Raw genomic sequence first — 25,661 nt, forward strand, 5'->3', positions numbered from 1 at the left:
CTATATGATTTTCTAAGACCTGTATGCTGTGAAACATACAAAATAACGGGCGACCCAAGGTCGCCCCTACGCAAAGCCGATTTATCAGTTCTTTTTATTTTTCACAAGCCATACTACCGCCAAAATACCAAGTATCACTGAGAACAGAGTAGCAACAGCTAGACATATCCAGCTTGCATACTGACTTTGTATAAATTCGTTCTGCGATTGGCTTCCTATAAGGGTATCTACCCCCGATTGCGAGCCTAACGCTGAGAACAGTATTATAAATGCCATTCTCACATTCATTACGCAGGCTATAACGCTGTAAATATGCACTATACCCTGAAAAAGACACACTCCGCAGTCGTCCTTTACATAGCTTTTCACTCCAAGCACCGCACATACCACCGACACTGCCGTGTAGATAATGAACGCCGCAAAAAGCACTATCGTTGGCACTTTTGCCCCCTCGGTTTTCACTATCATGCTCATAAGCCCAGCCATACACCCCATGAACACAGCCGCTGCCGCAATCCCTGCAACAGACCATTTTCTGTATAAAAGCTCTGACTTTTTTATCTGCTCTTTCTTTATCTGCTTAGGCATTTTCTTCCTCCGCCTTCTTGCTTTCAAGTTCCTCTTCAGATATCTTGAAGCGTATCCTGTCTATTTTCTGCTCGTCCTCCATTTTCACTGTCATCTCAAAAGGCGGACAGCTTATAACTTCATTCTGCTCAGGAAGTCTGTCAAGCATATCCATTATCCAGCCGCCGAGAGATGTTCTTTCGGTTTCGATAGTGTCCTCCGGCAGTCCTATCCTGTCAAGAAAATCCGATACCGAAAGCTCCGCCGACGCTTCGTAAACGCCGTCGCTTATTTTCACAAGGGAGGTATCCTCCTCGTCGCTTTCATCATAGATCTCGCCCACAAGCTCCTCTATGATATCCTCAAGGGTACAAATACCCTCCGTACCGCCATATTGGTCGAGCACCACCGCCATATGCACCTTTTTGCGCTGCATTTGCTTCAGGATCTCAGATATCTTGCGGTTTTCGGTTATGTAAAGTGGCTTGTTCATTATAAGGCTTATGTCCGTTTTACCCTTCAAATACATTTCAAAAAAGTCAGCCTGGTGGATAAGTCCCACAATGTGGTCTATATCCTTGTCATACACAGGAAGCCTTGAAAACTTTGTCTGAACAAAGCGTTTTTTTATGCTCTCCATATCCTCATGAAGCTCAACACCCTCGATATTTACTCTCGGAACAAGTATCTCGCTTATGGTTATTTCGTCAAAATCAAGTGCCGAACGCACAAGCTCCGACTCCTGCTCTTCAAGTACGCCCTCGTCCTGAATCTCGTCTATGATATATTTAAGCTCTTCCTCAGTAACAGACGGCTCGCTGTTCTTGTTGCCCACAATCTTTGAAACACCGCTTTTTATGCCCATAAAAACAGCCGTAATAGGTGTGATGATGAACATGAATGCGGAGAGCGGAGCCGCCATAAGAATAGAAAACCGCTCAGAATTCTCCTTTGCAAGGCTCTTAGGCAAGATCTCACCAAAAATAAGCACAAGCACTGTCATGACTACGGTAGCCAGACCCACGCTTCCCTTGCCGAATTTCTCAGTAAAAAGCACAGTCGCCAGTGATGATGAAGAAATGTTCACCACATTGTTTCCCACAAGTATGGCAGTGAGTGCCTTGTCAAAATTATCGCATATGTTCATTGCCTTCTTTGCAGACTTGTTTCCGTCGTCTGCAAGTTTTTTAAGCCTTATCCTGTTGCATGAAGAAAACGCTGTCTCCGTTGCAGAACAAATAGCAGACAGCATAAGAAGCACAGCGATGATAACAACTTTCATAAAATAAAATTATCCTTTCAGGTCAGTGTATAAATTTGCTGCCCTAGTTATAAAAATAGCACTAAAGGCAGTCATGAAAACTGACTACATATAGTTATCATAACATATTTTTTAACCAATTGCAACAGTATTATTGAAAAAACGATGTAAAAGAGTTATAATATTCTTTGTGTTCATAATATTCATATGCACAAAAGGAGATAACAGAAATGGCAAAGAAAGATAAGGACATTTTCGACAAAATAATGGACTGGAAGATATTCGGCTGGTTCAGACCATTTTACGTCAAAAACAAGGAAATGCTTTTGTATCTGTTTTTCGGCGCACTCACCACCGCAGTGAGCTTTGTGACCGCAGGCATCTCAAAAGTACTTTTGGAGCAGGCAGGCATAGGCAAGGGCGGTGTTTCCACCACAAGCACCGTCATATCATGGATATGTGCAGTAACATTCGCATACATAACCAACAGGATATGGGTTTTCGAGTCTGAAGCAGAGGGCAAAAAGGCGATAATCTCCGAAGCGGCTTCATTTTACGGCGGAAGGATATTCACTCTTCTCGTAGAAATGTTCATGATGTGGCTTGGCTACTCACTTCTCAGCTTCAACTATTGGGTAACAAAGATAGTGGCAAACGTTGTTGTGCTGATACTTAACTATGTCATCAGCAAGCTTGTGGTATTCAGAAAGAAATAAGCATACATAAAAAGCTGTCGGCAAAAAAATGCTGACAGCTTTTTTTCATCAGTTGCCACGTTGCAACCGACTAATCTCTGTACATAAGCGTGACCGCCATTCCGTTTATCACGCCCACTACAACTCCGCACACAATGAAAAACACCTTGATAGGCAGGTCAAGCAGAAGCGAGATAAGCCCGAACACGATAACGAACGCCATTGCTCCGCCTATCTGCACAAGAAACTTTCTTTTCACAAGCACAGGAAAACGCTCAGCAAGCTTTGCGGTCTTGTTACCCTTGCGGTCAATTATCCTGTAAATAAGCTGAGTCAGTGCCATTGGTATTCCGATAAATAAAATTGCTGTTATAAGTTTGTCCATTTTAAATTCCTCCATTTTTCACTTAAATTATAGCTTTTTTTGTATCAAAAAAGGCTGCCCAAGACGCAGTTCGTCCGTGGGCAGCCTCATTGCTGCATATAAAATTTCTTTTATCAACAATTAAAGAACTCTTACGCCAACAACACCCTCGATAGACTTGAAAGCGTCAGCGTCAACGTCGCCTGTAACATCGAGCATTGTGTAAGCCCAGTCTTTCTTAGACTTGTTTACAAGGTTCTCGATATTTGCGCCCTTGTCAGATACAACAGATGTGATCTGTGCGATAAGAGCAGGAACGTTCTTGTGAAGCACGCAAACAAGGTGGTCGCCTGTTTTAGCAAGCTCTGCGTTAGGGAAGTTTACAGAATTCTTGATAGTTCCCTTCTCGATATAGTCGATAAGCTCGTGAGCAGCCATTGTTGCGCAGTTGTCCTCAGACTCAGGTGTGGAAGCGCCAAGGTGTGGAAGAACGATAACATTCTCCTCGCCCAGAACAACATCATCTGCAAAGTCTGTTACATACTTTGCAACCTTTCCGTCCTTGATAGCCTTTACAACTGCCGCACTGTTGATAAGCTCGCCTCTTGCAAGGTTGATAAGACGAACGCCGTCCTTCATCATTGCTATCTGAGCTTCGTCGATAGTGTTCTTTGTGTCAGGTGTATAAGGAACGTGGATAGTGATATAATCGCTATTCTTGTAGATATCGTTGATATCAGCAGTTACCTTTACAGCAGGCTCAAGCTGGATAGCTGCGTTTACTGAAAGGAACGGGTCATAGCCGATAACGTCCATGCCAAGTGCAACGGCTGCGTTTGCGATCTTTCCGCCGATAGCACCAAGACCTATAACACCAAGTGTCTTGCCCAATATCTCAGGACCTGCGAACTTAGACTTGCCGCCCTCAACTGTCTTTGGAGCGTCAGGAGTGCCCTTAAGTGAAGCAGCCCATGCAGCAGCCTCTGTTATCTTTCTTGAAGCAAGAAGAAGCGCACAAATAGCAAGCTCCTTAACAGCGTTTGAGTTTGCGCCAGGTGTGTTGAATACAACGATACCCTGCTCTGCGCACTTGTCAACTGGAATATTGTTTACGCCAGCACCTGCTCTTGCAATAGCAAGCAGGCTCTCAGGCATTTCCATATCGTGCATCTTTGCTGAACGTACCATTATAGCGGTAGGATTTTCAGCATTGTCGCTTACTGTGTACTTAGCCTTGTCAAAGATATCAGTACCACAGGTAGCGATCTTATTTAATGTCTTTATCTCATACATTGTAAATTACCCTCTCTTATAATAAGGTTACGCTTATGCGTTCTCAGCCTCGAACTTCTTCATGAACTCAACGAGCTTTTCAACGCCCTCGATAGGCATTGCGTTGTAGATAGAAGCTCTCATACCGCCAACAGTTCTGTGACCCTTGAGGTTTACAAAGCCTGCTGCTGTAGCCTCAGCAACGAACTTCTTGTCAAGCTCAGCGTCGCCTGTTACGAATGGAACGTTCATAAGAGATCTGTCCTCAGGAACAACAGTGCCCTTGAAAAGCTTGCTCTGGTCAAGATAATCATAGAGTATCTTAGCCTTTTTCTCATTGTGAGCCTTCATAGCCTCAAGACCGCCCATTTTCTTTATCCACTTGAATACCTTGCCGCAGATGTAGATGCCATAGCAAGGAGGTGTATTGTAAAGAGAGTCAGCGTCAGCCTGAGTTTTCCACTTGAGCATTGTAGGTGTTCCCTCAAGAACATCGTCAGTGATAAGATCTTCTCTGATGATAGCGATAACAACGCCGGCAGGACCAACGTTCTTCTGAACGCCGCCGTAAATAACGCCGTACTTTGTTACGTCAACAGGCTCAGACAGGAAGCAGGAAGAAACGTCTGCAACAAGTGTGTGACCCTTTGTGTTAGGCAGAGTCTTGTACTTTGTACCATAGATAGTATTGTTTTCGCAGATATAAACATAGTCAGCGTCCTCTGGGATATCCAGATCTGAACAATCAGGGATATAAGAGAAAGTCTTGTCATCAGAAGAAGCCACAGCAACAGCCTCGCCGTATTTCTGAGCCTCCTGATAAGCCTTCTTAGCCCACTGACCTGTGATTATGTAAGCCGCTTTCTTGTTCTTCATAAGGTTCATAGGAACGGCTGAGAACTGCTGAGAAGCACCGCCCTGAAGGAACAACACCTTATAGTTATCAGGGATACCCATAAGATCTCTGATGTCCTTTTCAGCTTCCTTGATGATGTCATCGAACGCCTTGGAACGGTGGCTCATCTCCATTACGCTCATACCTGTGCCCTTATAATCGAGCATTTCATCGGCAGCTTCCTTAAGCACTTCCTCAGGGAGTACAGCAGGACCTGCGCTGAAGTTATATACTCTACCCATTGTTAAACCCTCCATATAAATTAGTTTCTTAGTTTCATTATTTATAAAGACTATAAATATATAAATTAATAATATTATTATATGCCTTTTATAAAAAAAAGTCAAGGGCTGTCATATAAAAATACTCACTCGTCATAAGTTTTTGTACATATCAGCACATAAAACAGCCCTGAAAACGTGCATTTTTTCACCTTACCTATGCCGTTATATATAATAAGCACTGAAAAGCATGAAAAATCAGAATAATACTAAAGCGTTAAAAAGAGGTTAAAATTTTTGGTATTCCTTGAAATCTCCATATTTGTGTAGTATAATGTAATCAATAAAATGCGACAGTTGTAAAAAAATCGGGGAACAATTGTCACTCTCAGGGAAAGAGGATATATATGCAAAAGATATTTTATGTTTCAAGAAATGAGGACAAAGCCCATGATGGAAAAGCCCCGGATATGGACAGATTTCAGCGAGTTGAAAAGCTCAACAGTCTGATCGCGGCAGGCTGGGCTATAAAGGAAATGAAAAGTGAAAACAACAGCACATTCTTTGTGCTTGAGAAAGCAGACTAGACTTAAAATGGCGGTATAAGACCGTACCCTGCCAATAACGCAGACACGACGTCCCGCCAGCAAGTTCGCCAGGTCTTTCAACAAACTTATAGGACGGCAGCCCCACCGTCCTTTTTTATGTGCAGATAAATTTTGCGAAAACGTTTTATGGGTATTGCATTTCAGAGAGAAATATTGTATAATTAATGTAATCGTTTTAGCAAAAACAAATGATACTATACATATTATAAAGGAGTAAAAAAATATGGCTTATGTAATCGGCGTAGACTGCGGCACAAGCGGCACTAAGACGGTGCTTTTTGACGAAAAGGGCACTGTTATTTCTTCTGTAACTATTGAATATCCTATGTATCAGCCTAAAAACGGCTATGCAGAACAGGATCCTGCTGACTGGGCAAACGCAATGATAAACACTATCAAGGCTGTTATGACAAAAAGCGGAGTAAATAAAGAGGACGTTGCAGGCGTTGGTATCTCAGGACAGATGCACGGACTTGTTATGCTCGACAAGGACGACAACGTTCTTAGAAAGTCCATAATATGGTGCGATCAGAGAACTGCCGCAGAAGTTGAAGAGATGAACGAAAAGCTAGGCAGAGAAAAGCTCATCAAGATAACAGCAAACCCTGCCCTCACAGGCTGGACGGCTGCGAAAATCCTTTGGGTAAAGAACAACGAGCCTGATATATATGAAAAGTGCAGACACATTCTTCTGCCAAAGGACTATCTGAGATTTATCCTCACAGGCGAATATGCAACAGAGGTTTCCGACGCCAGCGGTATGCAGCTTCTTGACGTGCCGAACCGCTGCTGGTCAAAGGAAGTCTGCGATACGCTTGGCATTGATATGTCAATGCTGGGCAAGGTGTACGAGTCATGCGAGGTAACAGGCAAGGTCACAAAGAAAATGGCTGAGCTTACAGGACTTAAAGAGGGTACTATAGTAGTAGGCGGAGCAGGCGACAATGCCGCTGCGGCTATCGGAACAGGCGTTGCAGAGGACGGTAAGGCGTTCACAACTATCGGAACATCAGGCGTTGTATTCGCACACACTTCTTCTATCTCTATCGACCCAAAGGGCAGAGTTCACACCTGCTGTGCAGCAGTGCCGAACGCATGGCACGTTATGGGTGTTACACAAGGTGCAGGACTTTCGCTGAAATGGTTTAGGGATAATTTCTGCAATGCAGAGAAAGAAACAGCAAAGTGCATGGGCGTTGACGAATATTATCTCATGGATAAGGAAGCAGAGAAAGTGCCTGTTGGTGCAAACAGACTTCTCTATCTGCCATATCTCATGGGTGAAAGAACACCGCATCTTGACCCTGACGCAAGAGGAGTATTCTTCGGACTTTCCGCAATGCACACAAAGCGTGATATGCTGAGAGCAGTAATGGAGGGCGTATCATACTCCCTGAGAGATTGCGTTGAGGTATTCAGAGAAATGGATATCAACGTATCCGACATGATGGCATGCGGAGGCGGCGGAAGCTCACCGCTGTGGAGATCAATGCTCGCAGATCTTTACAACTGCCCTGTAAAAACAGCTTCATCGAAAGAAGGTCCAGCCCTTGGCGTAGCACTTCTTGCAGCAACAGGCGCAGGCATTTACTCATCAGTACCGGAAGCTTGTAAGGCAGTAGTAAAGACCGACAAGGTACAGCAGCCTGAAGCAGAGCGAGTACCTGAGTATGAGAAATACTACAAGCTTTACACAGAGATCTATCCTGCTCTGAAAGCAGAATTTGCAAAGCTTGCAAAGATGTAATATAAAACCAAAAGCTCCGATCATTTCGGAGCTTTTTTGTGTTAAAATATTTTGACAACTAAAAAACGGCTCTCCACAATAGCGGAAAGCCGTTCTTACATATTGGTCGGAGTGACCGGATTTGAACCGACGACCTCTACCACCCCAAGGTAGCGCGCTACCAATCTGCGCCACACCCCGACAACGTATATATTATACCCGATTTGGATACAATAGTCAAGAGTTTTCAATCAAAATAAAAAAAATTGCAAAAAAGGTATTGACATTCACATTCATTTGTGATATAATAAATAAGCACTCAAGAGAGAGCACAAAAAATATCGCGGGATGGAGCAGTTCGGTAGCTCGTCGGGCTCATAACCCGAAGGTCGTTGGTTCAAATCCAGCTCCCGCAACCAAGGTGAAAAGGTTGTTGCACTTGCGACAGCCTTTTTTTGTTGAATAATGCTAAAGATTTTCAAGTGCAATAATTTTTTCATGTAATTCAGATGCAAAATTTTCAAGAGCAGACTTCGACCAAATTAAATTCGATTGATTTTTTTTGATTAAACCAAGAGTATAGCTATAAGCAGATTTATAAATTTCATAATCGGATATAGCAGTAAGATTAATCAAACCTTTTTCATAGTACGAATCCATTGCAAACATAAGCTGAGAGCATATCCTACTTAGCATTTTTTCTCTTTCGTTTGCAATAACATCATTAGCGTTATTTTCTAAAATAAGACATTCCTTTACCCATTTTGCATTATAAACACGATATGCAAAAGCAAGAATATAATAATTATCAATAGTTTCAAGTTTCTCCATATAAATCAATCCTTTCTAATATTTTATATTCCCTCATAATCTTCGAGCTCAAAATATCTTGTGTTTTCATCAAAAATTCCTATGCCAATATATTCGCCGTGTTCACCTGTGATATTGTGATTAACACAATAATTATGACATTCGCCAACAGTTTCACCAAAGAATATTTCATTCTTATATTCATCAAAAACAATTGCAACTTCTCTCATTTTAATCAACCTTTCTGCGGTATTATCCGCTTTCCCTTTGTCTGTATTAATTATAACATATCGGGTACAATATATCAATTGACAAATTAAACAAATATATAGGGTACATATTGTACGATATGTATATTGTACCCATACAATAAAAGTGATATAATAAAAAACGGAGGTGAGAAAATGCCATACACAGAAGCACAAAAAAAAGCAACCGCAAAATATATGAAGAACAACCTTGACGATATAAAGGTACGAGTACCAAAGGGCAAGCGTGAAATATATAAGGCACACGCAGAACGCAAAGGTAAAAGCCTTAACGCCCTTATAATTGAACTACTCGAAAAAGATATGCAGGAGCATTAAGCCCCTGCATTTTTTTATACAGAAAGTACGGAACAATTAAGGCAATAAGCAGTGCCATTATTAGCACAAAAATGACAATCAGCATAACAGGCACAAAGCATAGTATCACAATAACCATAGCAAATAGCAAAATCCAAAAGTCGCTCACACACAAAATTAAATTCTTTCATTTTTAGAAGTCCCTTTTCATTTCTTCAATCCGCTTTTCAAGAACATAACTCAGGAAGTAGAAAAACGCCCCTATACAAAACAGAAGAACGACCCTCATAAGTTATCACCCTTATAAGGTGAAAGCTTATAGCCTATCGTTTTCGACATCTGAGCTTTATTCTCAGCAGATACATGAGTATATGTATCAGCCGTAAGCTTGTATGTACTGTGACCGAGCCACTCCGAAACCTCTTTCATACTGAAACCGCTGTTAAGCATAAGCGTTGCATTGCTGTGTCTAAGGTCATGTATGCGAATTTTAGGCAAATCGTTCTTGCGGAGCAAGTCTTGAAAGGCGTGCAGTACATAATCATAGTGAAGCGGTACACCCTCAGCGTTCACGCACACATAATTCCTTGCCTTGCACAATGGAGCTTGTCTGCTATAAAGCTTATGCAAGTAGTCAAGTTGTTCATCACTTAGAGGAAACTCACGGCGTGATTTTACTGTTTTCATTCTCTTGTTTTGACTTTCGACCCAATGCCCTGACTTATAGTCTTTTATCCTAGTTCTTGTTTCACGGATATAAAGACAACGCCCGAGGAAGTCAACATTATCCCAACGCAAACCAAGTATCTCGGACTTGCGAAGTCCAAACCACACAGCGAGATACACAAAGCTTTCTATCTGAGTACCATAAGCCACACGCAGGAGCTTCAAGAGCTGTTCTTCTGTATAATATGACATTTCATTTTCCACCTTTCGAGGAAGTGAAAAAGCCGTGTAAGGATTTTTGCTTATAAAATCGTTCTTATATGCGTAATTCAGACACGCACGCATGACTTCATGATGTTTACGGAGCGTATTCACAGAAAGCCTTGTATCATGCAGTATGTGCCTTTGATAGCCCTCTATGTGCATAGGCTTGACATCAACAAGTCTAAGTCCTTTGCTCTTGAAATAAGGGTAAAGGTATTTTGTTATGATACCTACATAGCCATCATAAGTTGACGGAGATTTTCTGTAACACGTTTCATTATTCCATACTATGATATAGTCACAGAACAAAATTTTATCCGTGTCAATGTTTTCAATGCTCATTATCATTTTGCCAAGGTCCTTTCCTGATGATAGTTGTTATAGATTTTTACCTTTGTCACGTTATCAAGCTGATGAAAGACGGCTCTTGAAAGCCTGTGCTTGCGGAGATATTCAAGGAAACTTTTTGATTCAGTTGCAGGCGAAGTATTACGTAAAGCCCTAACAATATCAGAATTGCAATCGTTATTATAAAAGCTTTCAAGTATTTGTTGCTGAACATTTTCAGACAATGACAAATAATGATTATAACTAATCCTGCAAGTATCAGATAGAAAACGTTGAAAAGCAATAAGCATTTCATCATTCATTTAGTTCACTCCTTTCAAAATAATCATCATATTCCTTGCGGTATTCGTCAGAGTAAATATAATCAAGGAAATCTGCAATATTATCAAACCTAGATGAAACCTCTTCAAAGTTCGGTATGATATTCACATTTGTATTGTACTTATACTGGTTAGAGGTATAAGGTTTAGTGATAGCCGACTTTGAAACGCTATCAAAATCGGTATTACTGTATATAATCTGAGGATCACGATTACAATTCCGACTACTCCAATAATACTTGCCGAATATCTTGTTATTGCCCTTTGTAATATATTTTGTGATATAGAACGCAAGAGCCGCCGAATTATTTTCCACAGGAATAGCCGTGGAAAAGCCGTATTTCCATTCAGGGATATTATATACAACGTTTCTAACGTGCAAGTTTTTTTCCTCAATAGTCTTTAATGTCACAGGCTTGTTATATCCAGTTACAAGCCTTGTGCCTGAATCGACCATATCAAAGCAATCATTGATAAGAGCGTGGCAATGTATACCGCCGTTCTTATGCCTTTCAGGAATGAGCAAGTATTTCATATCTTTCCGCTTGACCTGATTTTCAAGCCACCGCCTAAGTTTTTTCTTAACAAAATCAGCATTAGAAAAATCGTATTCACTACCATTGAAAGTGATAGTGAGAAAATACGCCCACTCATTTGAAAAGGCTATATCAAAGACCTTGTCTTTTGCACGCTTTAATATATCTGTCCGTTCCCCTCTTTCCTCTTTTGAAACCTTTGCAGGCTTTTTGATTATCTCAAACATATCTGTTTGAACATCTTCATCATGCTGAGATTTCTCAAATTTCTCCCATTTTCGTTTAAGCTGTAATATTTTCTGATTTTGCTGATACTCTTTAAGGTTTTTATCAACGAATATGTAATTGTTGCAATAAGTTGTTGTCGAAGAGCCGTCAGCATAGATTTTTGTTTTAGTATTTTTTAAAACGACCTCAGGGGGTAAATCATAAAAATTTGCCATTTTCCCACCGCCATTTTAGTTTTTGACGGAAATTTGCGGTTATTATCAAGTATATAACCGCAAATTTCTAAGCTTGCAAGCTGTTCGCCACGGCGCACGCAGGAGCGTGCGCACGTGGCTGAATCAATCTTGCATAGCTTTTAAAATTCTACTTGCTATTTTCTCTTGCTCACTCGTCCGACCGATTTTCAGCCCCTTAACAATTTCTTCTGTGTCATAAAGCGATCTTAATTCGTCAGTAGCGCAGAAAGTTTCTTTCCATTCTTTCGGACGTTTCCTCGTTCCTGCACTGCCCTGCTCTCCGTTAATGAGATAGTTTTCTTTTGTATAGCACTTATTGACGATAAGACGTGAATTAAAATACGCCTTACAATCTATGATATAATTGACCTGCTCACGAATTATTTTTGTACACCTTTTCCACTCCTGAGCCGACCCCCATATACACTTGTGTAAATGCCGTTGCAGTGAGATATATTCGAGAAGCTCGTCCGGAGCATCTTTCCATGATTGAGAATTAAGAGTCAGGTGCATTTCATCGAACAGAAACAGCACGCCTTGATTAACACCGTTTTCGTCAATATTCTCAACGTTCAAGATATCTTCCCAACAATCAAAAAATCTGTCAGCCACTTCCGTATGAAAGTTAGCACAGATAAGCACTTTCGGAAATCTACTCTTGACCTCTTGCGCACGTTTCACCATGCTTATAGTTTTACCTCGACCGCCTAAGCCGTTATAGAGATACAGCCCATACATATTGAACGGAACTTCTTCACCTTTAAGCCGTTTTCTAATAGTCTTGAAAGTGTCCTTTACCGATAGAGGAAACGCATGAAGCACAGGCGTACCAAACAGCATAAGAAGCACGATAACACCCACCACAACGCTTCCCAAGGCGAGAGGTATAAGCATAGCTTTCCAATTGATATTAGCAAATGCCGACCACATTATAAAAGCCCCCTTACAAAGTTCACAAGTGCAGATACAAGCAAAAGTCCGAGAACATAGAAAATGCTCTCAAACATCAATTCAAGATTTAAGAATTGGTCAAGCTGATACAGAAAAGAAATCATATCCCTAAGAGCTGAATAAGCTTCATCACTTATTGAGAATGACTTAAAGAACGGCAGACTAAAGAACAGCTCTACTATTTTCGCAGTTATCATTATTCTCCCTCACTTTCACTTGATTCATGAAGCTGTATTCCGAAGCAACGGAACAAAGCCTTAATTGTCGCATAGATACAGATAGCGTACATTGCTATAGTTGAAGCATTGAACAGCGCACTCTTAAGCTCGTTTGGAGCGGAGTTCATATTAAAATCAAAGTCCTTTCCGAAAAGTGTAAACGTAACTGAATTTGATGATGATTGCTTACCCTGCTGAAAAGCTTTTCTCAACTTTGCATAAGCAGGAAACTTGCTTTCTATAGCCACATTCAAATCTTTTGAGTTAGGTACAAAAAGATAGGTCACGAACTTCTTCAAGTCGACCACGAGATTATACAGTGCAATGCCGATATTTTTAACAATAGTCCACAAACACTTGCCGAGCCACTCAAAAATGCCTAAGAAGTTGAAGAATACAAATTTCAAAGCCGCCCACAGCCAACGGAAGAAGCCAGTGAAAGCGTTCCACAGAAATTCAACAACCGCCTTTAAAAAGTCCGATATGCCGTCCAAGTCTTGAAACATATCAAAGTTAACGTAATCTCTTATATCAGGAAAATCAGTATCTATATAATCAGACAAAGACGGAAAGTTTTCATAATCTTTCTTTTCATCAAACGGCTCTTTCTTGTGACTATCTACAGTATCAACAAGGCTGTACTCATAACTTGCGGCGCAAAATCTATCCTTATATAACGCTTCATCACCCTTACCCTTAGCCGCTATAAGGAAGAAATAAAGCTTGCCCGTATTTTCAATATCTTTGTTACTGTTATACCGCATAATGCCGTCACGCATAACATTCAGAGGGATTGAGCCATGCAAAGGGTTTTCTTTCGTGAAATCTCCCGAAGTGTCCATAGGGAGATAGTACCACCCGTCAGAGTTAGGATAATCCCATTCTGATTGATTAGACACGGCAATGTTTACGTTGTATACATCATTATCATTTTTCGGTTCAAAATTAAACAAAAAGTTTTTGCTATCATCATCATAAGTAATAGAAGCTTTATATGGTTTATTACTGGAATACTCTAATTTCTCGCCGTTATTTATGATATCAACATTTGTATCAATAATGTGCCAAGCATAATCGGGGCTGTTATCATTAACATAGAACGTAGGACAAAAGTGCATAAATGAAGTAGATGTAGATGCAGAAATAGAAATAGTATAAGCATCATCATTCCATGAATTACTATCCGTTTTCATAAACATACCCCATATTTCAGGAGTATAGCTTCCATAATCAGATAAGACGCCATCAGTAAGAACCATAGTGTCAAATGGAAGTGATATAACTGTAATATCAATACGCCATTCATTTGCCTGTTGCCAATAAGCTATATAATACTTATCGTCTAATGTGCCGCCCTTAGCTTTTATTTTTTCCACAATGTTAGATACCGTTTTAAGAATAGCAACATTTTGAGTTAATCCACCCTCGCTTACATCATCAAGAGCAAACGCAGGCACAACGCAAGCCGAACACATCACGATAAGGGCAAGCACTAATGACAGCGTTGCTTTAAGTTTTCTATTTATCATAATTCCCCCTTAAAAATTGGCATAATAAAAGGGCAGTTCACTGAATGAACTGCCCTCGTTGCTGTCAGGCTTACGCCTTTACGTACTTTTTGAACATTCTGATAGCAATGCCGATTACAGTTGTCAGAGTTATCACAGGGATAAGAGCGACAATAGAATCGGAAACGCCCTGAATAGCAGAGTTAGCGAACTGTGTCATAAGTTCACCGACATTTACGAGAGTATTGCCACCTTCTGCAGTTGTAGAAACAGGATTCATTAACACATTCTCCTTTCTTAATTAATTAAGCTATATATCCACTTGCCAAACTTAATGACAAGATAAATACCGATAGATATTGTTATCAAAAAGCATATAGTGCCTAAATATGAAATTGTAATATTTTGATTATTGATTATAGTGTGCTGATTTTCGATAACAGCCGACATATTATATTCGTCAACCTGCTCAGAGGTAGTAACAGACGATAAATCAATCTGTGAAGAAGTGACATCATTCAACGCCCACAACCTCAATTCCCTGAGCCTGTCGCTCCAGTTCTTTAACACGGAACTGCAGTTTAGAAATTTCTTTATTTTTCTTATCAATTGCCTTAAAGCAACGAGTAAGGCAATAAAACAGGGCAAGCGCCACCACCAAGCAAAAATAAAGTGCGTATACTGTCATGTTCAAGCCCCCTTAGATAATGACCGCTTCAAGCTTCTTCTTATCGTTGTAGAAATACTGGATTTCCGTTCCGACAAGTTCTCCGATATCTTTCATAGACACATCTATGCCGAACACGTTTCCTCTTTCGCTCCAAGCACACTTGCAATCATTGGCGATAGTGTAGCCCACGCCCTGAACGAAGTTTGAATCGTCCGCAAGTTTATTTTCTATAGGCTTCTGCACCTGAAGCACCAAGTTGTCATAGTCGATTGATTTTCCGTTATCGTCCGTAAATGTGCCTTTCTTGTGGATTGCTCCTATAAGTATTCCTCTCATGTTTTTTCCTTTCTGCGGTTGAGGTTATCCGCTCACCTTTGCTTTACGTTTAGGTCATATGTAACCTACAATTAGCATTATAGGTCACATATAGCCTATTGTCAAGACTTTTAAGGTCACTTGTGATATAATTTGTTTACTTAAACAAAATTAAGGCGATTAAATTATGATAAATTACCAAAAGTGTAACAACAAAGGAGTGACAAAAATTAGTACAAATTATTATCCAAGGTTGAAAGACCTCAGAGAGGACAAAGATTTAAGCCAAGAAGATGTGGCAAGAATACTAGGGACAGAGCAATCATATTATGCCAAGTATGAAAACGGCGTAAGACCAATCCCATTTGAAAGAGTAATAAAGCTTGCGCTTTTTTATGATGTGAGCATTGACTATATAGCAGGATTGACAAATGACAAGCGCGGCAGAGGATACAAGGAGCAAAGCAACGGAAAATACAACATAACACAGAAAAACAGCCCTAAGGCTGTTATCAAAATCAAGGAGGAAAAGTAAATGGAAGCGGTATTAACAACCTTAACATTTTGGTTTATAGCCGGGCTAATCGTATTTATACTGATAATCATATCAATCATTGGAACATGGTTTGAAGCACGTGAAATGCGCAAGGAACTGGAGCAGGTCAACGCATACCTTGCAACGCTCAATGACAACTTGATTATAGGTTTTCAGAACAACGACCGCCAAAGCCGCAACTTCTGAGAGCCTGCCGCCCTCGTTCCTGCTTTCCTGAGCTGTCGCTCTTGCCGTCCTGCGGAGCTTGTGCGCTTTTCTGCACTGTGCTGTCGCCCATGCCGTGCTGTTTCACCCTTGTGGAGCTTGTGCGCTCCCCCTGCACTGTGCTGTCGCCCCTGCCGTGCTGTTTCTCCCTTGTGGAACTTGTGCGCTCCCCTGCGCTGTGTTTGGTGCGAACTGCGTTCGCAATGAGGGGGTATCTTGAGCGGCGTTCCCCTCTTTTTGGAGCATTGAAAGCATTGAAAACATTGAGAGTGTTGAAAAATCATAGATTTTCCAACACTCCCAACATTTCCAACACTTTCAACACCCCAAAAATTCACCCCCTAGCCGCTCGCATGATGGATTTCCCACATAGATAGCACTTCGCTTTTTTTCTTTTTCTCTTAGAATATGTGCTGCTTTCCTCGGGTCTTTTTCTTTGTGGTTTTGTCCGCTGTTTGTTTGTGTTTTTTGTTTTCTTTTTCCGTGTTTTTTCTTTTTGCTCTTGTGGAGCTTGCCTTGTGTCGCTTGTCGCTCCATGTGAGGGCTTGCGCCTGCTTCCGTGAGTAGTTTTCCCTCGTTGCTTATCACTTCTCCACGGGGCTTATAGTTACTTTTGCGAGGGGCTTCACTCATGCTGTTTGTTGCCTGCTAGTTCTCATAACCCGAAGGTCGTTGGTTCAAATCCAGCTCCCGCAACCAGTTTCAGGACTATCATTCGATAGTCCTTTTTTCATGCCCAGATCACCCACAAATACCACAAAAAGATCGGTCAGTAATCCCATTTGGGATCTACTGACCGATCTTGCTGTTTATTCACTTGCACAAAACATAACGCCAGCCTTAAATCAACGTTCCTTGTCCGTCAGCTCAAACCTGATACTGTGCAGGTCAAGCCCATTCTGTGCAAAGTATATCCTGAAAGTTGTGAAGCGTGAGAACATAGGCGTTTTCTTTTCCATTGAAACAGCCTTTCCACCTGTGCCATTAAAAGTGAACGTACCCACCGCAGTTCCCATGCTGAACAGCGTCATAGGTATCTGCGCAAGCTCACTCTGCGTAGAGCTTGCCGTAACTATCACCCTGTAAATACCGAAGTTTGACAGGTCAAGAGCAAAGCTATAAGAAGTGCCTTTCTTTGTGTCAACATCACTAAGGTCAAGAGTTATGTCACGGTCTACCTTATAAAACTGTACAGGCTTGTCGTCCTCCTGCTCCTCGTCCTCTCGGTTTATCACCTTGACAGTATCTCCTATACCCTCCGCACGCTTAAGAGCATTAGTGTGAAGAAGGAATCCGCATATGTTCGCCGCATTTCTCTGAAGCTCACACCTCTCTATACCGCCATTTTCAAGGGCAGCAAGCGTGTTATCGTCATTCTTTTCTCCGTCAGGGCAAACCATGTAAACATCGTTCTGCGCCCTAGCCATAGCTGCAAAATCCGTCTTGTCAGGCTCTTTTCCACGAACGTTTATGTTCGCCCACCAGTCCGTCATGGTGAAGCCCTTGAAGCCCCATTCCTCACGAAGTATCACTGTGTTAAGGTCAAAGTTTCCTGCCGTCCACAAGCCGTTTACTATGCCATATGTGGTCATAACAGAGGAAGCTCCTCCCTCTTTTACCGCTATCTCAAAACCCTTTAGATATATCTCCCTGAGTGCTCTTTCCGATACCACCGAGTCGATAAAATGCCTGTTTGTCTCACGATTGTTCGCACAGAAGTGCTTTATCGTACCTGTCACCCCTGCACCAGCCATGCCCTTTAACTCAGCCGCCGCCATTTTGCCCGTAAGAAAAGGATCTTCCGAGAAATACTCAAAGTTTCTGCCGTTCAAAGGGTGTCTGTGAATGTTCATTCCGGGGCCAAGCAGACAATCCACCTTGTTAGCCGCCATTTCAAGCCCCATAAAAGCGAAAAGCTCACTTGTAAGCTCCTTGTTGAACGAAGAAGCTATCATCGTACCGTTCGGCAGGCTGAAAGCCTTTGTGCCGCAGTCAAGCCTCATACCCGACGGACCGTCCGAACAGCAGCCAGCAGGTATGCCAAAGCCATTGAGATTTTCCGACACTCCCCCGAACGCCGAAGCCGTACCGGCAGTTACCCTAGGGCTTCCCATGCCCTCGCCCCTTATAATGCAGGAAAGGTCATAGTCTGAAAGCTGTGCAATAAATTCGTCCATTGTGTTCTTGCCGTTCTTAACGTCCCAAAGCTTTATGCCCTTGTCACCGGTGTATGCTATCTCTTTCGGAAGCTTCTCCAAACGCCTTGCACTTTCGTCTACCTCAGACACAGGCACAGCCTCTCTGCCAATGCTGAAAGCTCCGCCCTCGCAAACAGGCTTTATTCTCTCAAAACTCTCCACAGGAGCAAGCGACTGAGTGAGCCTTTCTGTCACAAAATTCTCGCCCTGCTCAAAACTGCAAGCATATTCAGCACTTCTCACGTCACTGCCCACATAGAATTTATATTCCCCTGCTTCAAGCACATAGCATGACTTGTTGCCCGTCACACCCGAATCGTCATAAGAAGCAAGCTTTGCGATATCCACTGCTATCTCAACCACCTGCTCTTCCTGTGGAGCAAGCTCCCTGGTCTTTTCAAAGCCGCAAAGCACTCTAGCCGCCTTGCCGAGTTTGCCCTGCGGAGCTTCGCAGTAGACCTCTATTACCTCTTTGCCCTTGTAAGAGCCGATATTTTTCACCGATACAGAAAGCTTCACAGTCCCCTCTGTTATCTCAGCCTTTTCCGTCTTTATCCCAAACTCAGTGTATGAAAGACCAAATCCGAACGGATAAAGCACCTTTTCTTTAGCAAAAGTCTCAAAATAGCGATATCCCACATAAATATCCTCAGCGTAAATATCCCTGCTTTTCTCCCTGCCGAAATTAGCGTCCGAAGGGTAGTCCGACGCCTTGTATGCGATAGTGTCAGGAAGCTTTCCGCTTGGGCTGACCTTTCCTGTCAAAACGTCCGCTGTACCCTTTCCGCCTGTCATTCCCCCCTGCCAAACATAAAGCACAGCGTCAGGGGCAATTCTGTTTATGTCGGTCATATCGATGATATTTCCCACGTTGAGAAGCAAAACAACTTTTTTGAAATGCTCCCTAACCACCGTGAGCATAGCTATCTCGTCATCGCTGAGCAAATAAGAGCCTGCCTCCAGCTTATTGTCCTGCTCCTCGCCTGCCGTCCTGCCTATTATCACAATGGCAGTTTCACAGCTTTTTGCAGTTTCTTTGACAAGCCCCTCGTCAAGCGGCATCTCTTTCTGCGACCACGGCTCTCCGCCCCAGCCCTCGCCTAAGTCGAATGGGTTTTCCTTGTCCCATTTTCTGTATGTACCAAGAAGTTTCTCATTGACCTTTACGCCGTTATCAATAAGCCCGTCCAGAATGTTCACTACCTTAGTAACGTTCACCATTCCTCCCGAGCCTGTTCCGCTTTTATAATAATGAAACTGTATGCGTCCGAAAACAGCCACCTCTTTGTCTGTATCAAGTGGCAGAGCATTATTTTCATTTTTGAGCATAACGATTCCCTCAGAAACCATTTTCGCCGCAGTATCAAGATATTTGTTCCAATCAAGTATTCTTTCCATAGCTTTCACCTTTCCAAATTTTCTATTGAATTTCAAAGTGTATTATAGCACAACCCTCCCACCTATTCAATAAAGATACTATGAACAATGGGTTTACTTTTTATATAACATATCCTGTCCTCAGGAAAAATATTGCACAATGTGTTTATTTGTGCTATAATGAGTATATATGACTGTACCGCACGCTTTTTGTTCGGTGTTCCTTATTAAAAAAATTATTGTCGGAGGGGTAAAAGTGGATAATATCGTCACTGTCGGCGGACACATAAACGCATCTATAAACTTTGCCATGCAGCAAAACTATGTCCCTGTTATAAGAAGTCTTGTAGTAAATAACAACTCAGAGGAAGCACTTGAGAATATCGGACTTAAAATAACCTTTGAGCCTGAGTTTGCAAAGGAATTTACATATTATATCGGCTCTATCCCCGCAAAAAGTTCTGCCGAGATATCCCCCGTGAGAATATCTACCAACACAGATCTTCTTTTCTCTCTTACAGAAAAAATGGTGGGCAATATCACCATTGAGGTGCTTCAAAATGGTGAAAATATCTTCACCTATCAGAACACTATAGAGCTTCTCGCCTGCGATCAGTGGAGCGGTTTGAACATAATGCCTGAGATGATAGCCGCATTTGTTACGCCAAATCACCCTGCGCTCTCCCCAGTTATTCATGACGCTTCCACGTTCCTGAAAAAGTGGAAAGGCGACCCCTCTTTCACAGGCTATCAGACCAACAACCCAAACAACGTGAAGCTTCAAATGGCAGCAATTTTTGCCGCCCTTGTTCAGCAGAAAATAGTCTACAACGATCCCCCTGCAAGCTATGAAGTCATAGGTCAGAGGATACGCCTGCCGCATAAGGTCTTGGAGCAAAAAATGGGCACTTGTCTTGACCTTGCGGTGCTTTATGCCGCCTGCCTTGAAGCGGTGGGACTTCACCCTCTGCTGTTTTTCATGACAGGTCACGCATTCTGCGGCTGTTGGCTTGAAAACGAAACTTTCGCAGATTGTTGCGTTGACGATGTTTCCGCCATTGAAAAGCGCATTGCAGAAAATGCCGAAGAAATGCTCCTTGTAGAGTGTACAGACTTTGTTGACAGCAACGTTCACGATGTCGAGCGTTTCGACCATGCCATGAAACACGGCAAAGACCATATAAGCAACATGGAATTTCAATGCGTCATAGACATTATCCGCACCCGTGGAAGTGGCATAAGACCTATCCCGCTGCGTCCCGAGCAAACCTATTCAGGTCTGCAGCTTGCAGAAGGATCCGACAAGCCAAAAGAGATTCTCGCCCCCTCCGAGCTTGACAGCTCGCTTCTTGGCAAAGTGGCAGAGGGCAACGATAAACCAGTCACAAAAATGCGCATATGGGAAAGAAAGCTCCTTGATTTCAGCCTGCGAAATTCTCTTTTGAACTTCCGTGTCACAAAGAACACCATGCAGCTTATGACCGCAGACCTTGGAAAGCTTGAGGACGAGCTTGCAAGCGGAAGTGACTTCCGTATCATGGAAATACCTACCGAGTGGACAGTTTCCACTCGTGACGCAAAAATATTCGCTATCGAGAACGAAAAGGACCTTGTGACAAATATCGCCGAGAACGAGTTCAAAAACAACCGCATAAGAACTTTCCTCAGCGAAACTGACCTTGACGCCGCCCTTAAAAGCCTCTACCGCTCCGCAAAGGTGAGCATGGAGGAAAACGGCAGCAACACCCTTTTCCTCGCTCTGGGACTTCTCCGCTGGTATGAAAGCGACCTTTCCGAAAAGCCACGCTATGCCCCTTTGGTGCTTATCCCTATAGATATCGTCCGCAACACACGCAATAAGGGCTATATAATAAGGAGCAGACAGGAAGAAACTCAGATAAACGTCACGCTTCTTGAATATCTCCGCCAAGACCACGGCATAAGTATCACAGGTCTTGACCCTCTCCCACTTGACGAACACGGCATAGACCTGCCCCTTGTTTTCAATACTATCCGTCAGGCTGTCATGGGCAAAAAGCGTTGGAACATCGAGGAATATGCCTTTATCGGTCTGTTCTCGTTCAGCCAGTTCGTAATGTGGAACGACCTTCGCAACCGCTCAGATGAGATAAGCCAAAACAAGGTGGTGTCCAGCCTTATGGCTGGCTCTCTCACCTATGCCCCCGAGGATATAAGCATAACCCCTGAGAATATAGATTCCGACCTTGACCTTGAAAACATGGCAGTGCCAATGAGCGCAGACTCCTCACAGCTTGCCGCCATTGCCGCAGCAGGAAACGGACAAAGCTTTGTCCTCCACGGCCCTCCGGGAACAGGAAAATCTCAGACTATCACAAATATGATAGCAAACGCACTCTATAATGATAAAAGCGTGCTGTTCGTTGCCGAAAAAATGGCAGCCCTCAACGTGGTGCAGAAACGTCTTGCAAATCTAGGGCTTGATCCGTTCTGCCTTGAACTCCACTCCAATAAAACAAACAAGACCACTGTCCTTGCAGAGCTTGACAAAGCCCTTGAAGTGGGCAGAATAAAATCTCCTGAGGATTATTCAGCCGAAGCCGCAAGGCTCAAAGCTCAGAAAGCCCAGCTCAACGATACCATAACCGCACTTCACGAAAAGCGCAGCTGCGGTGTGACCCTTTATGAAGCTATCTCAGCCTATGAGCGCAGCATATCCGAAAAAGACAAAATATCAATTTCAAAAGATATTCTCACAAACATAGCAAAGGAAACTCTCGACCGTTTCAGCGACCTTGTGCATAGATATTCAATATCCATAGCCGAAACAGGCGACTTTGCCAACTTTCCACTTAAAGACATCGGCATTACATCATATTCTATGGAACAGCGTGACAAATTCCACACTGAAGCCGCCGACCTTGCCCAAAAAGCCACCGCTTCCTCTCAGTGCGCACAAACTCTCGCACAGGCTTATAGCTACAGCGGCGACCTTGACAAGACAGCAGTAAAAATGCTTTCCCACATATACAAAGCTTCCACCGCTGACGGTGAACTTCTTGACGGACTTCTCTGCGCACCTCACTATGATATCACCCTGCAAAAGATCAAAGATACTCTTGCCGTAGGAAAAGAGTATACCGCTCTCTGCACCGATATCCTCAGCCATTTTGAAAAAAGCATTTTTGACCTTCCTGCGTCAGAATTGAAAATGCTCTATAAGCAGGCAGAGCAAAGCTGGTTTTTGCCAAAAGCCATGAAGCTTGGAAAACTCACAAAGGGAATAAAGCTCCACGCCAAAGACCCTGCTTCCGTTACAAAAGCAAACCTTGGTGAAATCCTCGATAAGCTTTGCACCATAAGCGAAAAGAAAGACTTCCTGCGAAGCCTGCCGTCAGATGTAACAGCGCTTCTCACAGGTATTTACATGAACGAGCAGACCGATTGGAATGCCCTTGAAAAAGCCGTTTCAAAAACCGACAGCATTATGAATGCCATTAAGCAGAAAGCGGGTGCTGACCCTGCACAAATGGCTCAGACTATCGGAAAAGCAAACTGCACTTCTGAAGGACAGGCTCTCTCCTCGTTCCTTGAAAAGCTTTCAGCCTTTGAGGACAGCTTCTCAGCCAACATGACCGCCATAGAAGCAAGTGCAGACTGGCTCGGCTTATCTTCAGAAAAGCTTAATATCTATGCCGAAAACGCCGATAAGCTTAGATACGCCGCCCAGTTCAACAGCGTTGACAAAGAGCTTTCAGACAACGGACTTTCAGGTGTCAGCGAAAGCTACCGCACAGGCAATGTTGACAGCGAAAACGTAGAAAAAGCATTCTCCTGCACGCTAAACTATCAGCTTGCACTTATGATAATAAACAGCGATAAACGTCTTAGCCAGTTCAGCAGTAACAGTGCAAACGACCTTATCACACAGTTTAAAGACACTCTCGATAAATTCTCACGCCTGACTATACAGGAGCTTTTGGCTCGTCTTTCCGCAAAAATACCTGCCCAAGGCTCAGCCTGCGCTTCCACCTCTGAAATGGGCATACTCAAACGTGCCATAAAGAGCAACGGCAGAATGATGTCACTTAGAAGCCTTTTCGATAAGATACCAAATCTTCTCCGCAAGCTCTGCCCTTGTATGCTCATGAGCCCCATATCAGTTGCGCAGTATATAGACCCGTCATTCCCGAAATTCGACCTTGTTATCTTTGACGAAGCTTCACAGCTGCCAACAGCCGAAGCCGCAGGCACTATTGCAAGGGGCGAGAACGTTGTTATTGTGGGCGACCCTAAACAGCTCCCGCCAACAAACTTCTTTTCTTCAAACAGGGTAGACGAAGAAAACAGCGAAAAAGAAGACCTTGAAAGCCTCCTTGACGATTGCCTTGCTATCTCAATGCCGCAGCAGTATCTCAAATGGCATTATCGTTCACGCCACGAGAGCCTTATTGCCTACAGCAACATGAAATACTATGACAATAAGCTTCTCACATTCCCGTCCCATAACGACCTCATTTCAAAGGTGAGCATTATCCACCCCGAGGGTCACTATGACAAGGGCAGAACAAAGCAGAACAAGGCGGAAGCAAGAGCCGTTGTTGACGAGATAATAAGACGAATGAGCGATGAAAAGCTCCACAATGACAGCATAGGTGTTGTAACATTCAGCTCCGTTCAGCAAAATCTCATTGACGATATGCTCTGCGAAGAGTGGGCAAACCACCCTGAGCTTGAAGAGCTTGACAGAAAGTCACCGGAGCCGGTCTTCATCAAAAACCTTGAAAACGTTCAGGGCGACGAACGTGACGTTATACTCTTCTCCGTCGGCTATGGTCCTGACGAAAAGGGACAAGTTTCAATGAACTTCGGCCCTCTCAACCGTGACGGCGGCTGGCGAAGACTTAATGTAGCAATATCCCGTGCAAGAAAAGCCATGATAGTCTACTCTGTCCTCCGTCCTGAGCAGATAGACCTTTCAAGAACACGTTCCGAGGGCGTTGCAGGACTTAAAGGCTTTCTGGAGTTTGCCGAGCATGGAAAGCTTGCCGTAACAGCCCACAGCACCACAAAAAATACAAGCGACAGCACTGTAACAGAGTGTATCGCAAAAGCCATAAAAGAGCTTGGCTATGGGGTGAAATGCAACATCGGAAGCTCCGAGTTCAAAGTTGATATCGGCATAATCGACCCTGACAACGAAAAGGAGTATCTCTTGGGCATACTCCTTGACGGTGAAAACACTCTCCACAGCTCCACCGCACAGGATAGATTTATCCTACAGCCAAGCGTGCTTAACGGTCTTGGCTGGAATATCCTGAGAGTGTGGACGCTCGATTGGTTTGACGATAAGGACCGAGTTCTGGGAAACATAAAAGCCGCCATAGACAGCGCACCAAAGCATGAAGCCGAAACCGCTCCCCCCTCAAAGCCTGCCGTCTATGCCACAGCGCAGTTTGAAAGAGAAGAAGCTTCCGCCCTCACATCAGCCTTTGCACAGCCCTATGTGACCGCAGATATTGGCATAATGGGTACATCTGATGACTTTTATAAACCCGAAAATAAGCAGAAAATAAGGGAAACAGCCGAAAAGGTGATCGCCGCAGAAGCGCCAATAAGCGAGAAGCTTTTCATGAGAAAGGTTTTCACCGCATGGGGCATAACACGAAGCGGCTCAAGAGTGGAAAGCATCTTTGCCGATGCCGCACAAGGCGTTTCACCATTCGCCACAGCCGATGAAAACAGAGTTTTCCTTTGGAAAGAGGGTCAATCCCCTGAAAGCTATCCTATCTACCGCACAAGCGACGATACCAACAAGCGAAGCATGGAGGATATCCCCTCCGAGGAGATAATAAACGCCGTGAAAGAAGTGCTTTGCCAGCAGATAAGCCTTTCAGAAACCGACCTCGTAAGAGAAACAGCCAAGAAATTCGGCTACACAAGAGCCGTAGGCATAACGGAGAGCGTAATAAGCTACACCCTGAAAAAAGCTCTCACCGCAGGTCTTATCAAAAAATCAGAAAGCGGAAACATCTCCGCAAAATAATACGCAAACAAACCAAAACCACCGCTGAGAGCTTTCCTCCCAGCGGTGGTTTCTAT

General features: G+C 43.2%; 25 protein-coding genes and 2 tRNA genes. 7 read left to right on the forward strand and 20 right to left on the reverse strand.

Going from position 1 to position 25,661, the window contains the following annotated elements:
* Positions 1–84: 84 nt before the first annotated feature.
* Positions 85–588 (reverse strand): hypothetical protein, encoded by a 504-nt coding sequence (locus DWW81_RS02150; RefSeq protein WP_117897362.1) that lies wholly within the window; start codon positions 586–588, stop codon positions 85–87.
* On the reverse strand, positions 581–1,849 hold the full coding sequence (locus DWW81_RS02155; RefSeq protein ID WP_117897361.1) for a hemolysin family protein: 1,269 nt from the start codon (positions 1,847–1,849) through the stop codon (positions 581–583). The genes DWW81_RS02150 and DWW81_RS02155 overlap by 8 nt, the downstream gene beginning before the upstream one ends.
* A 209-nt stretch (positions 1,850–2,058) precedes the next feature.
* Between DWW81_RS02155 and DWW81_RS02160 the strand changes: the two genes are divergently transcribed.
* On the forward strand, positions 2,059–2,544 hold the full coding sequence (locus tag DWW81_RS02160) for a GtrA family protein (RefSeq protein WP_117897360.1): 486 nt from the start codon (positions 2,059–2,061) through the stop codon (positions 2,542–2,544).
* A 70-nt stretch (positions 2,545–2,614) separates the two neighbouring features.
* Here DWW81_RS02160 and DWW81_RS02165 read toward each other — a convergent pair whose 3' ends face one another.
* The 3 genes from DWW81_RS02165 to serC all read right to left on the reverse strand — a co-directional run bounded on the left by DWW81_RS02165 (position 2,615) and on the right by serC (position 5,296).
* Positions 2,615–2,908 carry a hypothetical protein gene (locus DWW81_RS02165; protein WP_117859496.1) on the reverse strand — a complete coding sequence of 98 codons (294 nt, stop codon included), beginning with the start codon at positions 2,906–2,908 and terminating at the stop codon, positions 2,615–2,617.
* 120 nt (positions 2,909–3,028) lie between these two features.
* Positions 3,029–4,180, reverse strand: coding sequence for a 3-phosphoglycerate dehydrogenase family protein (locus DWW81_RS02170; protein ID WP_117863315.1), 1,152 nt, complete (start codon positions 4,178–4,180; stop codon positions 3,029–3,031).
* Positions 4,181–4,213: 33 nt separating this feature from the next.
* Positions 4,214–5,296 carry a 3-phosphoserine/phosphohydroxythreonine transaminase gene (serC, locus tag DWW81_RS02175; protein WP_117897359.1) on the reverse strand — a complete coding sequence of 361 codons (1,083 nt, stop codon included), beginning with the start codon at positions 5,294–5,296 and terminating at the stop codon, positions 4,214–4,216.
* A 386-nt stretch (positions 5,297–5,682) separates the two neighbouring features.
* On the opposite strand from serC, the gene DWW81_RS02180 reads away from it, so the two are divergent.
* On the forward strand, positions 5,683–5,862 hold the full coding sequence (locus DWW81_RS02180) for a hypothetical protein (RefSeq protein WP_022288558.1): 180 nt from the start codon (positions 5,683–5,685) through the stop codon (positions 5,860–5,862).
* A 244-nt stretch (positions 5,863–6,106) separates the two neighbouring features.
* A complete protein-coding gene (xylB, locus tag DWW81_RS02185) occupies positions 6,107–7,630 on the forward strand; it encodes a xylulokinase (RefSeq protein WP_117897226.1) in 1,524 nt (507 codons plus the stop codon).
* A gap of 103 nt (positions 7,631–7,733) precedes the next feature.
* Here xylB and DWW81_RS02190 read toward each other — a convergent pair.
* Positions 7,734–7,810 (reverse strand) — tRNA-Pro (locus DWW81_RS02190).
* A gap of 141 nt (positions 7,811–7,951) precedes the next feature.
* Here DWW81_RS02190 and DWW81_RS02195 point away from each other — a divergent pair.
* Positions 7,952–8,028, forward strand: a tRNA-Met gene (locus tag DWW81_RS02195).
* 49 nt (positions 8,029–8,077) lie between these two features.
* Here DWW81_RS02195 and DWW81_RS02200 read toward each other — a convergent pair.
* Positions 8,078–8,440 carry a hypothetical protein gene (locus DWW81_RS02200; RefSeq protein ID WP_117897225.1) on the reverse strand — a complete coding sequence of 121 codons (363 nt, stop codon included), beginning with the start codon at positions 8,438–8,440 and terminating at the stop codon, positions 8,078–8,080.
* A 23-nt stretch (positions 8,441–8,463) separates the two neighbouring features.
* Entirely contained in the window at positions 8,464–8,649 is a 186-nt protein-coding gene (locus DWW81_RS02205; RefSeq protein ID WP_117897224.1) for a hypothetical protein, read from the reverse strand.
* 174 nt (positions 8,650–8,823) lie between these two features.
* Between DWW81_RS02205 and DWW81_RS02210 the strand changes: the two genes are divergently transcribed.
* Positions 8,824–9,006, forward strand: a complete 183-nt coding sequence (locus tag DWW81_RS02210) for a hypothetical protein (RefSeq protein ID WP_117897223.1) — start codon at positions 8,824–8,826, stop codon at positions 9,004–9,006.
* Between the two features lie 264 nt (positions 9,007–9,270).
* Here DWW81_RS02210 and DWW81_RS02215 read toward each other — a convergent pair whose 3' ends face one another.
* The 9 genes from DWW81_RS02215 to DWW81_RS02255 all read right to left on the reverse strand — a co-directional run bounded on the left by DWW81_RS02215 (position 9,271) and on the right by DWW81_RS02255 (position 15,266).
* Positions 9,271–10,257, reverse strand: coding sequence for a site-specific integrase (locus DWW81_RS02215; RefSeq protein WP_181984642.1), 987 nt, complete (start codon positions 10,255–10,257; stop codon positions 9,271–9,273).
* Positions 10,258–10,259: 2 nt separating this feature from the next.
* Positions 10,260–10,565: a hypothetical protein gene (locus DWW81_RS02220; protein ID WP_117863333.1), complete on the reverse strand. Its 306-nt coding sequence runs from the start codon at positions 10,563–10,565 to the stop codon at positions 10,260–10,262.
* Positions 10,558–11,562 (reverse strand): hypothetical protein, encoded by a 1,005-nt coding sequence (locus DWW81_RS02225; protein ID WP_117897221.1) that lies wholly within the window; start codon positions 11,560–11,562, stop codon positions 10,558–10,560. Before DWW81_RS02225 ends, DWW81_RS02220 begins: the two co-directional genes overlap by 8 nt.
* Before the next feature lie 123 nt (positions 11,563–11,685).
* Positions 11,686–12,513, reverse strand: a complete 828-nt coding sequence (locus tag DWW81_RS02230; protein ID WP_117863335.1) for a hypothetical protein — start codon at positions 12,511–12,513, stop codon at positions 11,686–11,688.
* Positions 12,513–12,731: a hypothetical protein gene (locus DWW81_RS02235; RefSeq protein WP_117897220.1), complete on the reverse strand. Its 219-nt coding sequence runs from the start codon at positions 12,729–12,731 to the stop codon at positions 12,513–12,515. Before DWW81_RS02235 ends, DWW81_RS02230 begins: the two co-directional genes overlap by 1 nt.
* On the reverse strand, positions 12,731–14,281 hold the full coding sequence (locus tag DWW81_RS02240) for a hypothetical protein (protein ID WP_117897219.1): 1,551 nt from the start codon (positions 14,279–14,281) through the stop codon (positions 12,731–12,733). Before DWW81_RS02240 ends, DWW81_RS02235 begins: the two co-directional genes overlap by 1 nt.
* Before the next feature lie 70 nt (positions 14,282–14,351).
* A complete protein-coding gene (locus DWW81_RS02245) occupies positions 14,352–14,540 on the reverse strand; it encodes a hypothetical protein (RefSeq protein ID WP_117863338.1) in 189 nt (62 codons plus the stop codon).
* A gap of 234 nt (positions 14,541–14,774) precedes the next feature.
* Complete coding sequence (locus DWW81_RS13185; protein WP_181982590.1) at positions 14,775–14,948, reverse strand: hypothetical protein; 174 nt, start codon at positions 14,946–14,948, stop codon at positions 14,775–14,777.
* A gap of 12 nt (positions 14,949–14,960) precedes the next feature.
* Positions 14,961–15,266, reverse strand: a complete 306-nt coding sequence (locus tag DWW81_RS02255; RefSeq protein ID WP_117897217.1) for a hypothetical protein — start codon at positions 15,264–15,266, stop codon at positions 14,961–14,963.
* A gap of 166 nt (positions 15,267–15,432) precedes the next feature.
* Between DWW81_RS02255 and DWW81_RS02260 the strand changes: the two genes are divergently transcribed.
* Entirely contained in the window at positions 15,433–15,780 is a 348-nt protein-coding gene (locus DWW81_RS02260) for a helix-turn-helix transcriptional regulator (RefSeq protein ID WP_117863340.1), read from the forward strand.
* 163 nt (positions 15,781–15,943) lie between these two features.
* On the opposite strand, the gene DWW81_RS13080 is transcribed toward DWW81_RS02260, so the two are convergent.
* The 3 genes from DWW81_RS13080 to DWW81_RS02280 form a co-directional block, all read right to left on the reverse strand.
* The gene (locus tag DWW81_RS13080; RefSeq protein ID WP_147338948.1) at positions 15,944–16,123 is read right to left on the reverse strand and encodes a hypothetical protein; all 180 of its coding nucleotides are present in this window, start codon (positions 16,121–16,123) and stop codon (positions 15,944–15,946) included.
* 200 nt (positions 16,124–16,323) lie between these two features.
* Positions 16,324–16,593 carry a hypothetical protein gene (locus DWW81_RS02275; RefSeq protein WP_147338949.1) on the reverse strand — a complete coding sequence of 90 codons (270 nt, stop codon included), beginning with the start codon at positions 16,591–16,593 and terminating at the stop codon, positions 16,324–16,326.
* A gap of 257 nt (positions 16,594–16,850) precedes the next feature.
* On the reverse strand, positions 16,851–19,601 hold the full coding sequence (locus DWW81_RS02280) for a glycoside hydrolase family 3 protein (protein WP_117897213.1): 2,751 nt from the start codon (positions 19,599–19,601) through the stop codon (positions 16,851–16,853).
* A 235-nt stretch (positions 19,602–19,836) separates the two neighbouring features.
* Between DWW81_RS02280 and DWW81_RS02285 the strand changes: the two genes are divergently transcribed.
* Positions 19,837–25,605 (forward strand): DUF3320 domain-containing protein, encoded by a 5,769-nt coding sequence (locus DWW81_RS02285; RefSeq protein ID WP_117897212.1) that lies wholly within the window; start codon positions 19,837–19,839, stop codon positions 25,603–25,605.
* The last annotated feature ends 56 nt before the right edge of the window (positions 25,606–25,661 follow it).

Origin of the sequence: Ruminococcus sp. AF17-1AC (assembly GCF_003461385.1) — a bacterium.
Taxonomy (GTDB): Bacteria; Bacillota; Clostridia; order Oscillospirales; family Ruminococcaceae; genus Hominimerdicola; species Hominimerdicola aceti.